Genomic DNA, 12,546 nt, shown 5'->3' with positions numbered 1-12,546 from the left:
AGCGAAAATGCCAGAGCGTCTACACCATAAAACCGCCGTCGTCACCGGCGCAGGCAGCGGTATCGGCAGCGCCATCGCCGCCCTGTTCGCCCGGGAAGGTGCCGATGTGGCCTTGCTCGATCTCACTACTGAGGCCACTGAGGCGCTGGCCGCGCAGCTGCAGCAGGAAACCGGCCAGCGCTGCCTGGCCTGCATTGCCGATGTCACTGACCCCGATCAGGTGCGAAGCGCTATCGACCAGGTGGAGAGCGCCTTTGGCCGCATCGATATTCTGGTTAACTGTGCCGGCGTGAATGTCTTCCGCGATCCGTTGACGCTCGCCAGTGAGGCGTGGCAGCGCTGTATGAACGTCAATCTGCAAGGGCCGTATAACGTCATCCGTAACGTGCTGCCGGGAATGCTGCAGCGCGAATATGGCCATATCGTTAATATCGCCTCGGTTCACGGCCATAAGATTATCCCCGGCGCCTTTCCCTATCCGGTCGCCAAGCATGGGCTGATCGGCCTGACACGATCGCTGGGCGTGGAGTACGCCAGCCGGGGAATTCGCATCAACAGCATCTCTCCGGGACTGATCATGACCCCCTCAGCGGAGGCCTGGCTGGCAAGCTGCCCGGATCCGGCGGCGGAGCGGCAAAGGCAGCAGGATTTACTGCCCTGCAAACGCATCGGAGAGCCGGAAGAAGTGGCCTATACCGCGCTATTTCTGGCTTCTGACGAAGCGCGCTTTATCAATGCTACCGATATCCTGATCGACGGCGGACGCAGCCAGATATATCACGAATAGCCTTATCGGCTGGCACAACAGAAACGCGCCTTGCAGCGCCAGTCCTGCTGCCGGGGCAAGCCTGGCGCTGAAAGGCGCCGCCCATGCTTTCCTGCGGTTAACCGCGTCATTACGGCGAGGCCGGTCGTTGCCTGACTATGTGCCGGCGCTTTTTCTGAAACCTTCTGCGGCATCATCTTCAATCGCTTTGCGGTCACCGGGATGTTTGCCGCTGAATAACCAGGCTGGCGATATTGACACGCTGCGCTTACCCTTTTGGGCTATCGCGCCTCCTGCTCACGCAGTGAACATCAGCCTTACCCCTGTGCGTTAACGTTTGCCCCTTCCGTCTATTTAACATAAAGCCTGACCATTCTCCTGGTGCTATGGCTTGCCTTTTCTTCCGCAGATAAAACCTGCCTGTCCCTCTGCGCCACCGCTCGCTTCTTCTCTGCTGATTTAAGCGGGAAAAGATGCCCATGCCTTGCCCATCACCGGTTTAAAACCCAGGCGGCGCATTTTTGCGCAATCGCATTTTTCACGGATGTACAGACGTCTGGATGTATATTATAGTGATTTTCTAACACAGATAAGGGAACACCATAAAATGAAAAAAACACTGCTCACGGCCCTTCTGGCGGCATCTGTCACGCTGCTCAGCGCCTGTAATAAAGACGATGACAGCAAAATTAAAGTGGCGATCAATACCGGCCCGGATCAGGCGCTGTGGGATACCGTCAAGCAGGTGGCGCACGATAAATATAAGCTGGATGTCGATGTCATCGCCTTTAATGACTACGTTCAGCCTAACGAAGCGCTGTTTAATAAAGATGTTGACGCCAACGCCTTCCAGAGCCTGCCCTATTTAGAGATGCAGTCCAAAGAGCGCGGCTACCGTTTCGCCGTGGTCACTCATACCTTTGTCTTTCCTATCGCCGGCTACTCGCGCAAGATTAAATCGCTGAAAGAGCTGCCGGATGGCGCCACCGTCACCCTCTCTAACGAGGCGACGACGCTGGGCCGCAGCCTGCTGTTATTACAGGCGCAGGGCCTGATTACCGTTAAGCCTGAGGCGGGCCTGCTGCCGACCACGCTGGACGTGACCTCCAACCCGAAAAAGCTGAAGTTTGTTGAGGTGGATACGCCGCAGCTGGCGCGCACGCTGGACGATCCGCAGGTCTATATCTCGATTATCAACAACAACTTTGCGGCACTGGTCAATCTCTCCGCCTCGCGTGATGGCATGTTTATGGAAGGTAAAGCTTCGCCTTACGTTAACGCCATTGTGGCGCGCGAAGATAACAAAGACAGCCCGAATATTCAGAAGCTGAAGCAGGCTTTCCAGTCACCGGAAGTGCTGAACAAAGCTAACGAGCTGTATAAAGGCGATATCATCAAAGGCTGGTAATCGCCTCTGGCCTGTCACGCTTTCTGATGAGTAAACCGTCCTGCGGGGCGGTTTTTTTATGCGCGCGATAACGCTTCGCTGAAACCCGCCTTTGCCGCCTGCCATTAATCTCACCCCATTGCTATGCGCTGCCGGATGAATGTAAAAATATATTTATCATTAATCGCGGTCATTCTTAGTCAACAGGTCGCCAGCCGCGCTCTTTATCTGCCGTTTTTAGCCATTTCGTGCGCTTAATCTGCCGCCTGCTGTTAACAAAATAAACGCAGCATCAACCATCTTCACGCTCTCATTCGGGTTTTCAGTGGACCGGCCAAACGACGCTAAACCAATTGTTACAGCCTGAGCGGTTGCCTTCGTAGACAGATAATCATTAATAAAGCTAATTATTTAAGGTCTTTTGGCAAGCGTTACTGATCCCTCACTATAAGGAAATGCACCGTGAATAAACTCTCTCGTCGTCATTTTATGGCCTTCGCCGCCGGCGGCACCGTCGCCCTTGCTGCCGGCTCGGTTCATGCGCACGGCACGCCGGTAAAAGGCATCGGCACGCCGCAGAAAGGCGGCAGCGATCCCGGCCCGCACGATCCGATCCGCGAGCAGGAGAACCCCGATATCGTCAACCCGCCGGCAACCGATAGCGGCACCCTGCCGAACCTGCGTTTTTCCTTTAGCGACGCGCACGTGCGCAAAGGCAGCGGCGGCTGGACGCGCCAGGTCACCCAGCGCGAGCTGGGCGTCTCTACCACCATCGCCGGTGTCGATATGCGCCTTAACGCCGGCGGCATCCGCGAGCTGCACTGGCACAAGGAGGGCGAATGGGCCTATATGCTCTACGGCAGCGCACGCATTACGGCGCTTGACAGTGACGGCGGCTGGTTTGTGGATGACGTCGGTAAGGGCGATCTCTGGTACTTCCCGCCGGGCGTACCGCACTCGATTCAGGGTCTGGGCCCTGACGGCTGCGAATTTCTGCTGGTGTTTGACGACGGCAATTTCGATGAGGACAGCACCTTCCTGCTTAGTGACTGGTTTAAACATGTGCCGCCGGAGATCCTGGCGAAAAACTTCGGCGTGCCGGCGGAGACCTTTAGCCAGCTGCCCTCACCAGAGGCGGAATATATCTTCGCTGGCAATACGCCTGGCGATTTGAAGAACGATGCTGTCGCCGGCGCGCCGAAGTCGCGCTTTACCTTCTCCCACCGCATGCTGGCGCAGCAGCCGATTACCCTGAAAGGCGGCACGGTACGCATCACCGACACCTCCGTTTTTCCGGTATCGAAAACCATCGCCGCCGCGCTGGTTGAGCTACAGCCCGGCGCGATGCGCGAGCTGCACTGGCATCCCAATAACGATGAGTGGCAATACTATCTGGAGGGCGAAGGACGTATGGGTGTCTTCGCCTCGTCAGGCCAGGCGCGCACCTTCGATTTTCGCGCCGGGGATGTCGGCTATGTGCCTTTCGCCATGGGCCACTATATTGAGAACACCGGCGATAAGCCGTTGCGCTTCCTTGAGCTGTTTAAAAGCGATCATTACGCCGATATCTCGCTGAATCAGTGGCTGGCCTCGACGCCGCCGGCGCTGGTTGAGCAGCATCTGCACCTGAACGCCGGGTTTATGCAGGCGCTCAGCACGCGCAAAAGCCCGATCGTCGGCGGCTGACGCTGCGGCAGAGCGGGCAGCGTTGCCCGCTCTGCATGTATACTAAGGTCAGGCTGACCTTAAGGATGTATTATGCTGACGCGCACCCTTTCCTCTTTTTCTTCCGGCAGGCAGAGCCTGGCGATCTTTGCCCTGCTTTTCGCGCTGCTGGCCGGGTTCTGTTGGTGGCACTGGAGCGCGTTTCTCGCCTGGAGCCTGACCACCCAAATTACGCTGCACCGCTATCTGGTGCTGCACCTGCTGCAGATCAATAACGGCCAGTATGGCGGCGGGCTGTGGCTGCTGTTCTTTACCTTTCTCTATGGCGTGCTGCACGCCGTCGGACCGGGCCATGGCAAGTTTGTGGTGACCACCTGGCTCAGCACGCAGCAGACGCCCTCATCCGGCGCGCTGCGCGCGGTGCCACTGGCCGGTTCGCTGTTGCAGGGCGTCAGCGCCATCCTGTTTGTGTTTATCCTGGCGGTGGGCTTTAACCTGGTGGCGGGCGATCTTAGTCTCGGCCGCTGGTATCTGGAAAAGGCCAGTGCCCTGTTGATCGCCGCTTTCGGCTTCTGGCTGCTGCTGCGCGGCCTGCGCGCGTTTCGTGCCGCCCCCCGGCACGCGCATCATCATGAAGCCTGCGGCTGCGGCCATCATCATCTTCCCACCCGTCAGCCTGCGGGCTGGAAAGAGCGGCTGAGCGTGATCGCCGCCATCGGCCTGCGGCCCTGTAGCGGCGCGATTACCGTGCTGCTCTTTTCCAACGCCATCGGCATTGTCAGCTGGGGGATGCTGGCGGTAATGACCATGGCGCTCGGTACCGGGCTCTCTCTGCTGCTGCTGTCGCTGGCGGTCAACCGCATGCGTGACACTGTCACTACTATCTGGCTGCGCGACTCTCCGGCGCGGCTGGATCGCCTGGTGGCGCTGGCGCGCGTGGCGGGCGGTCTGCTGTTGCTGTTCTTCGCGCTGATCCTGTTTCTCTCCGTGGTGCCGGTTAGCCCCAACGGCGACTTTATCGCGGCGGGCTGTTAACGAATGGTGAGCTGCCGGAACGCCTGCAGCAGCGCATCCACCTTTGGCAGCAGCTGCTTCTTGCGCGGCCAGACCAGGTAGAGCGGCAGGCCGTCCAGCGCCAGCTGCGGCAGAATGACCTGCACCCTGCCCGCCTGCTCTGCCTCCTGCAGCAGCCAGGTCGCCATCTGCGCGATGCCCAGCCCGGCGGCGACCGCGCTCAGCTGCGCTTCGCTGTCGCCGAACGCCAGCGCATGACTGACCGTGCGGCTGGCGATGCGGCCATCAGGGGCGATAAACCGCCAGGGCGTGGTTGAGCCGTCAACCCGCTCATAGGCGACGGCGCGATGCTGTTGCAGCTCATCCAGCTGCTGCGGCGTGCCGTGACGCTGCAGGTAGTCCGGCGAGGCGCAAAACACCAACCGTTCGTTACCCAGATGCCGTACGCCCAGCGAGGCGGGATAGTCCGCCGGGCCACCGATGCGCACCGCCACGTCCACCCCTTCGTCAAACAGATCCACAAAGCGATCGGCAAAGGTCATATTGATATGCAGATCGGGATGGCGGCGGCAAAAGGCGTTAATCACCGGCATCACATGGGTGCGGCCGAAGGTCATCGGTACCGCCACCCGCAGCCGCCCGACGGTATGGGTGCGCTGCGCCGCCAGCACCGCTTCCGCTTCGCTCAGCTCGTTTACCACACGCTGGCAGGTTTGATAATAGGCCTCGCCGGCGTCGGTCAGCTTCAGGCTGCGCGTGGTGCGCTCAAACAGTTGCGATCTACCGTTGCCACAAACGGCATAATCCCCTTCAGCAGATCGTTACCTATCATGATTTGTGAATCCTGTTCTGAAATCTTATGAATTTATACCTGAGATAAGAATTAAATTCCGCATTATGCTTACCAGTAACTGTTACAGGAGGCGTAATGAGCAAAAAAGCATTAATCGTGGGCGTGAGTGGCGTGGTCGGTAGCGCGCTGGCGGAGAAACTGCAGGCGGACGGCTGGCAGGTATACGGTCTTTCACGCGGCCGCGCGCCGGTGCCGCAGGGGTGCCACTCCCTTACCGCCGATCTGACGTCGCCGCAGTCGGTCAATGAGACGCTGAGCGGCCAGCAGTTCGACAGCATCTTCTTTAGCGTCTGGGCGCGTCAGGCCAATGAGAAAGAGAATATTCGCGTCAACGGCGCGATGGTGCGCAACGTGCTGGAAGCGCTGGGCGATCGCCTGAAAGGCAGCCATGTCGCACTGGTCACCGGCCTGAAGCACTATCTCGGCCCGTTCGACGCCTACGGCAAAGGCAGCGTGCCGATGACCCCGTTCCGCGAAGAACAGGGGCGCCAGCCGGTAGAGAACTTCTACTATGCGCAGGAGGATGAGCTGTTCGCCGCCGCGGAGAAATATGGCTGCACCTGGAGCGTACATCGTCCGCATACCATTATCGGCTATGCGCTGGGCAATGCGATGAACATGGGTCAGACGCTGGCAGTCTATGCGACCCTGTGTAAAGAGACCGGCAAGCCGTTTATCTTTCCCGGCTCTGAAGCGCAGTGGAACGGCGTTACCGATATGACCGACGCCGGCCTGCTGGCGGAGCAGCTGGAGTGGGCGGCGACCTCGCCCGCCGCGAAGAATGAAGATTTCAACGTGGTAAATGGCGACGTGTTCCGCTGGAAGTGGATGTGGCAGCAGATTGCCGACTACTTCGGTATTGAAGCCGCGCCGTTCCCGGGCGAAATGCAGCCGCTGGAAGGCCGCATGCTGGCTGCCGAAGATGACTGGCAACAGATTGCACAGAAATATCAGCTGCGCGAGGCGGATATCTCCCGCCTGGTCTCCTGGTGGCACACCGATGCCGATCTGGGACGCCCGATGGAGGTGTTCACCGACATCAGCAAGAGCCGTAACGCCGGTTTCACCGGTTACCGCTCAACGCGCGAAGCGTTCTTCGCCCTGTTTGATAAGCTGAAAGAAAACCGCATCATCCCTTCCTGATGCCTGCCGCCGCCGCGCCATCTGTGCCGGCGGCGCGCTTTTCCCCTTTCCCCTCTGTTACGCCGCGCTTTTTCCTTCTGGCCGTTGACGAAGCGACCACAACCCCCGATCATGCTGCGCCATTAGCTCACGTAACGGAGAGGAGTGCTGTGGCTGAACTCAGCAATGCTTTACTGGAAGAGATCCTGCATCAGGTACGTCCGCTGACCCGTCAGGGCAAGGTGGCCGACTATATCCCGGCGCTGGCGCAGGTGGAACCCGATGCGCTGGGCATCGCCGTGCTGACGCACGACGGCGCGCTTTATCAGGCGGGCGACGCTGAGCAGCGCTTCTCTATTCAGTCCATCTCCAAAGTGCTGTCGCTGACGCTGGCGCAAACGCGCTATCAGGAGCAGGAGATTTGGCAGCGCGTCGGCAAAGAGCCGTCGGGCCAGCCGTTTAACTCACTGGTGCAGCTGGAGCTGGAACGCGGCAAGCCGCGCAATCCCTTTATCAACGCCGGCGCGCTGGTGATTTGCGATATGCTGGAGACCCGCCTGACCGCGCCGCGCCAGCGGATGCTGGAGGTGGTGCGCCAGCTTTGCGGCGAGCCGTCCATTAATTATGACCGCCACGTCGCCCGCTCCGAGTTTGAACATTCCGCGCGCAATGCCGCCATCGCCTGGCTGATGAAATCGTTCGGCAACTTCGAAAACGATGTGCCGACGGTGCTGCAAACCTATTTCCACTACTGCGCGCTGTCGATGAGCTGTGTAGAGCTGGCGCGCTGCTTCTTTTATCTGGCGAACCAGGGCCGCCCGTTTGGCGAGGCGCCGCCGGTGCTGACGGTGCGCCAGACACGTCAGGTGAATGCCCTGCTGATCACCAGCGGCATGTATGACGGCGCGGGTGAGTTCGCCTGGCGCGTCGGCATGCCCGCGAAATCGGGCGTCGGCGGCGGGATTATCGCCGTGATCCCCGGCAAAATGACCCTTGCCGTCTGGTCGCCCGGCCTTGACGCTTCCGGCAATTCGCTGGCGGGCACCGCCGCGCTGGAGCGGCTGTCTGAACGGCTCGGCTACTCGATCTTCTGAGTTTTCAGTGAAACGAAGGTTTCAGCGCGCGCCCCGTTTTAGCGCGCGCTGCCCCGTTCAGGCGCAGTAAAGCGCCTGAGAAGGCGAAAATGCGTGCCCGCAGGCGCGCTGCAAGCTGGTACAAAAGTTGCAGTCTCTGTTTATCAACAGAAAGGAGACAGCAATGAAAGCGATCGTAATCGGTGGCGGGATCGGCGGCATGTGCGCGGCGCTGGCGCTGGAAAAAAGCGGCTATCAGACGGCAGTCTACGAGGCGGTCAGCGAGATCAAGCCGGTCGGCGCGGCGATCTCCATCTGGCCAAACGGCGTAAAGTGCCTTAACTACCTCGGGCTGGGCGCGCCGCTGCGGGCGCTGGGCGGCAATATGGCCTGGATGGCCTATCACGATTTCCGCCAGGGCGAGCGGCTTACCCGCTTCAGTCTGCAGCCGCTGGTGGAAAGCGTCGGCGAACGGCCTTATCCGGTGGCGCGCGCCGATCTGCAGGCGATGCTACTAAACCACTACGGCGCGCAGCGCGTCCATTTCGGCAAACGCGTCAGCCATATTGAGCAGGATGGTGACGGCGTGACCGCTTGGTTTACCGACGGCAGCGAGGCGCGCGGCGATTTCCTTATTGCCGCTGACGGTACCCATTCGGTGATCCGTCCGCAGGTGACCGGAGAGCCTGCCGAACGGCGTTATGCGGGCTACGTGAACTGGAACGGACTGGTGGCGATCGATGACAGCATCGCCCCTGCCGATCAGTGGACCACCTTTGTCGGCGAAGGCAAACGTGTCTCTCTGATGCCGGTGAGCGGCAACCGCTTCTACTTCTTTTTCGATGTGCCGCTGCCAAAAGGGCTGGCGGAAGATCGCAGCAGTGTGCGCGCCGATCTGACGCGCTACTTTAGCGGCTGGGCCGATCCGGTGCAGCAGCTGATTGCGGCGATTGATCCTACTACCACCAACCGCATTGAAATCCATGATATCGATCCTTTCCCTACGCTGGTTAACGGCCGCGTGGCGCTGCTGGGCGACGCCGGACACAGTACCACGCCCGATATCGGCCAGGGCGGCTGCGCCGCGATGGAAGATGCGGTCGTGCTGGCGATGACGCTACAGACCCATTCGCTGGGTATTGAGGATGCGCTGCGTCGCTATCAGGCGCGGCGGGCGGCACGGGTGGCGGATCTGGTGCTGAAGGCGCGCAAGCGCTGTGATGTGACGCACGGCATCGAGCCTGAGGCCACTCGCGCCTGGTATCAGGAGCTGAAGCAGGAGAGCGGCGAACGCATTCTTAACGGTATGCGCGAGACCATCCTTGGCGGCCCGCTGGCCTGAGCGGCCTGCTGCATCAGGCCGCTTTTCGCGCTCTGTCAGGCGAACTGGCGTGACGTTGTCACGTAAAAGGCGCGGATGACTGCCCTCTCCCTCATGGTGGCCTGACGCCGCCGGCGTAACGCCTGCCCGGCGACGTGCAATGACACCGTACTGGCGGCGCGCTGACGCGCTTGCCGCTCAGCGGCCTGGCTTTTAGTGGGCTAAGGCTGCAATAACCTGTCGCGTTGCCGATGCCAGCACCGCTTTGTTATTGGCGGCGTCCGCTTGCGACTGGATAAAGTAGACCGCCAGAATTTTCGGCGCGCCCTTTTCCGGCCAGAGAATGGCGAGATCATTGGTGGCGCCCCAGGCGCCCGCGCCGGTTTTATCACCTACCGTCCAGCCGGCCGGCACGCCGGCGCGAATGCTCTGATCGCCGGTGGTGTTCTGCTTCAGCCAGCTTATCAGCCGCTGACGCTGCGCTGTCGGCAGCGCCTTGCCCAGCGTCAGCGTCTGCAGGTTAGCGGCCATCGCGGCGGGCGTGCTGGTATCGCGCAGGTCGCCTGGCTGCGCGCTGTTCAGCGCCGGCTCCCGACGATCGAGACGCGTCAGCGTATCCCCTAACGAACGCGCATAGGCGGTGACGCCCTGTGGCCCGCCCAGCTCTTGCAGCAGGTAGTTGGCCGCCAGATTATCGCTGTACTCAATGGCGGCGGCGCACAGCGCGGCGATGCTCATCTCTTTACCGAAATAGTGGCCGGTCACCGGCGTCCAGGTCACCCGATCCGCCTCGCGAATGGGGATTTTTTTCTCCAGCAGCCCCGGTTGCGCGATGCTGTTGTGCAGAATGGCCGCCACCGCCAGCGTTTTAAAGGTGCTGGTCATCGGAAAGCGTTCATCGGCGCGGTAGCCGTAGCGCGCGCCGTCAGTATCGATCCAGGCGACGCCCAGCCGGCCGCCGGCCGATTTCTCCAGCGCCGCCAGCTGCTGCGTCAGCGCGGCGTGAGCGCCGTCGCTCTGCGCTGCCGTCGCCGCCAGGCTAATGTTCAGCAGGCCTGCCAGCATGACGCCGCGCCATAGGCTTTGATTACGCATCTTAATCTCCTTATTAAACGGGTATAAAAAAAGGGCATCGCTGCCCTTTTCATTTTTATTCTGCCGGGAGAAGCGTTACTGCGCCTCTTTTAGCCCCCGGTTGATCAGCATCGGCTCGATTTCAGGATCGTGGCCGCGCCAGTCGTGGTAAAGCTGCTTCAGATCGCTGCTGTTGCCGCGCGACAAAATCATATCACGGAAACGCTGGCCGTTTTCACGGGTCAGCCCGCCATGCTCTTTAAACCATCCGAAGCCGTCATCCGCCAGCATCTCGGTCCAGAGGTAGGCGTAGTAGCCCGCCGCGTAGCCGTTGCCCCAGATGTGCTGGAAGTAGCTGGAGCGGTAGCGCGGCGGTACCTGCGGCAGGTTGACCTTATCCTGCGCCAGCGCCGCCTGCTCAAACTGATCCACGTCCGGCAGCGGCTGTCCGGCGCTGATGCTGTGCCAGTGCATATCCAGCAGCGCCGCCGCCAGCAGCTCGGTCATGTCGTAGCCTTTGTTAAACTTATCCGCCTTGAGGATTTTATCGTGCAGCGCCTGCGGCATCGGCTCGCCGCTCTGGTAGTGACGGGCAAAGTGTTTAAACACCTTCTCATCGCTGGCCCAGTGTTCGTTAAACTGCGACGGGAACTCCACAAAGTCGCGCGGCGTGGCGGTGCCGGAGAGGCTCGGGTATTGCTGGTCGGCGAACATGCCGTGCAGCGCATGGCCGAACTCATGGAACATGGTGATCACATCATCCCATGAGAGCAGCGCCGGCTGACCCGCCGCCGGTTTGCTGAAGTTAGCGACGTTATAGATCACCGGTTTGGTGCCGAGCAGACGCGACTGGTCGACGAAATTGCTCATCCACGCGCCGCCGCCCTTGTTATCGCGTTTAAAGAAGTCGGTGTAGAACAGCGCCAGCGAACTGCCGTCCTTATCGAAGACTTCATAGACGCGCACATCGGGCTGATATACCGGAATATCTTTGCGCTGCTTAAAGGTCAGGCCGTACAGCTGGTTGGCGGCGTAGAAGACGCCATTCTCCAGCACGTTGTTCAGTTCGAAGTAAGGGCGGATCTGCGCTTCGTCGAGATCATATTTGGCGCGGCGCACCTGTTCGGCGTAGAAAGTCCAGTCCCAGGGCGCAACCTTAAAGCCGCCTTTCTGCTGATCGATCACCGCCTGGATATCCGCCGTCTCGCGCGTGGCGCGCGCGGTGGCGGCCGGTACGATGTTGCGCATAAAGTCGAGCGCCGCCTGCGGCGTTTTCGCCATCTGATCCTGCAGCTTCCACTCGGCGTAGCTGTTAAAGCCCAGCAGCTTCGCCTGCTGCGCCCGCACCGCCGCCAGGCGCGCGATCAGCTGGCGTGTATCGTTGCCGTCACCTTTCTCTGCGCGGTTCCAGGAGGCGTTAAACAGCACTTCGCGCGTGCTGCGTGTCGACAGGCTTTGCAGCGCCGGCTGCTGGGTGGTGTTCTGCAGCGCCAGCAGCCACTGGTTTTTCAGGCCGCGCGCCTCGGCCGCTTCCGCCGCCGCCGCGATTTCGCCTTCGCTCAGGCCGGCGAGCGCCGCCTTATCGGAAACCGCCAGCCCGCCCGCTTTGGTCGCCGCCAGCAGGCGGTTAGTAAACTGGGTGCTGAGCGTCGCCGCTTCCTGGTTCAGCGCCTTCAGCTCGGTTTTCTGCTGATCGCTGAGGCTGGCGCCCGCCAGCTGGAACGACTGCCAGGTGACTTCCACCAGGCGACGCGACTCCGCATCCAGCTGCAGCCGATCGCGCTGCTGATATACCGCGTCAAGACGGGCAAACAGCTGGCTGTTAAGGTGGATTTCATCATCCAGCGCCGCCAGTTTCGGCGCGGTCTCTTCATCGATTTTCTGCAGGTTATCGTTGGTATTGGCGGAGGTCATCGCGCCGAACACGTTCATCACGCGCTGCAGCAGCTGGCCGCTTTTCTCCAGCGCCACGTAGGTGTTTTCAAAGGTTGGCGGCTGCGGATCACTGGCGATGCGCGCCACCTCCTGCTGTTTCTCAGCCATGCCCGCTTCGATGGCGGGCAGATAATCGCTCTCGCTGATGCGGTCGAAAGGCGGGGCCTGGAAAGGCAATGTGCTGGGCTGACTGAAGGGATTGTGCTGAAGTGACATGTTTTTCTCCCGAACATGGTCTGCTGTCGCATCGGCCGCCAGAGCGTTGCCGCTCAGCGCCAGACCGACGGCGAAAAATAACACCGATAACCGCATATCCTTACTCTCCTGTTCCTTGCC

Annotated in this window: 9 protein-coding genes and 1 pseudogene; 7 read left to right on the top strand and 3 right to left on the bottom strand. The window is 60.5% G+C overall.

The genetic code is table 11. The annotated features are described in order from the left end of the window. The first annotated feature begins 7 nt into the window (after positions 1-7). The 4 genes from C2E15_RS10265 to C2E15_RS10250 all read left to right on the top strand — a co-directional run bounded on the left by C2E15_RS10265 (position 8) and on the right by C2E15_RS10250 (position 4,853). Positions 8-787, top strand: coding sequence for an SDR family oxidoreductase (locus C2E15_RS10265; protein ID WP_104957277.1), 780 nt, complete (start codon positions 8-10; stop codon positions 785-787). Positions 788-1,373: 586 nt separating this feature from the next. After that, positions 1,374-2,174, top strand: a complete 801-nt coding sequence (locus C2E15_RS10260) for a MetQ/NlpA family ABC transporter substrate-binding protein (RefSeq protein WP_104957276.1) — start codon at positions 1,374-1,376, stop codon at positions 2,172-2,174. Between the two features lie 441 nt (positions 2,175-2,615). Further along, positions 2,616-3,839, top strand: a complete 1,224-nt coding sequence (locus C2E15_RS10255; protein WP_146108544.1) for an oxalate decarboxylase family bicupin — start codon at positions 2,616-2,618, stop codon at positions 3,837-3,839. 72 nt (positions 3,840-3,911) lie between these two features. Further along, positions 3,912-4,853 carry a nickel/cobalt transporter gene (locus tag C2E15_RS10250; RefSeq protein WP_104957274.1) on the top strand — a complete coding sequence of 314 codons (942 nt, stop codon included), beginning with the start codon at positions 3,912-3,914 and terminating at the stop codon, positions 4,851-4,853. On the opposite strand, the pseudogene C2E15_RS10245 reads toward C2E15_RS10250, so the two are convergent. Then, positions 4,850-5,611 (bottom strand): annotated as a pseudogene (locus C2E15_RS10245) (LysR substrate-binding domain-containing protein); the annotation flags it as partial. The gene C2E15_RS10250 and the pseudogene C2E15_RS10245 sit on opposite strands and share 4 nt — an antisense overlap. A 149-nt stretch (positions 5,612-5,760) precedes the next feature. On the opposite strand from C2E15_RS10245, the gene C2E15_RS10240 reads away from it, so the two are divergent. The 3 genes from C2E15_RS10240 (at position 5,761) to hpxO (ending at position 9,222) form a co-directional block, all read left to right on the top strand. Then, positions 5,761-6,828, top strand: a complete 1,068-nt coding sequence (locus C2E15_RS10240) for an SDR family oxidoreductase (RefSeq protein ID WP_104957272.1) — start codon at positions 5,761-5,763, stop codon at positions 6,826-6,828. 149 nt (positions 6,829-6,977) lie between these two features. Further along, positions 6,978-7,901, top strand: a complete 924-nt coding sequence (gene glsB / locus C2E15_RS10235; RefSeq protein WP_174705694.1) for a glutaminase B — start codon at positions 6,978-6,980, stop codon at positions 7,899-7,901. A gap of 163 nt (positions 7,902-8,064) precedes the next feature. Further along, positions 8,065-9,222: an FAD-dependent urate hydroxylase HpxO gene (hpxO, locus tag C2E15_RS10230; protein WP_104957270.1), complete on the top strand. Its 1,158-nt coding sequence runs from the start codon at positions 8,065-8,067 to the stop codon at positions 9,220-9,222. 192 nt (positions 9,223-9,414) lie between these two features. Here the strand turns inward: hpxO and bla are convergent, their stop codons facing one another. Further along, entirely contained in the window at positions 9,415-10,296 is an 882-nt protein-coding gene (gene bla, locus C2E15_RS10225; protein WP_104957269.1) for a class A beta-lactamase, read from the bottom strand. A 75-nt stretch (positions 10,297-10,371) separates the two neighbouring features. After that, entirely contained in the window at positions 10,372-12,522 is a 2,151-nt protein-coding gene (gene dcp, locus C2E15_RS10220) for a peptidyl-dipeptidase Dcp (protein ID WP_104959144.1), read from the bottom strand. Positions 12,523-12,546: the final 24 nt, after the last annotated feature.

The sequence above is a fragment of the Mixta gaviniae genome (genome assembly GCF_002953195.1).
Taxonomy (GTDB): Bacteria; Pseudomonadota; Gammaproteobacteria; order Enterobacterales; family Enterobacteriaceae; genus Mixta; species Mixta gaviniae.
The sequence above is the reverse complement of the archived record's forward strand: the minus strand, read 5'-3'. Positions and strand labels throughout refer to the sequence as shown.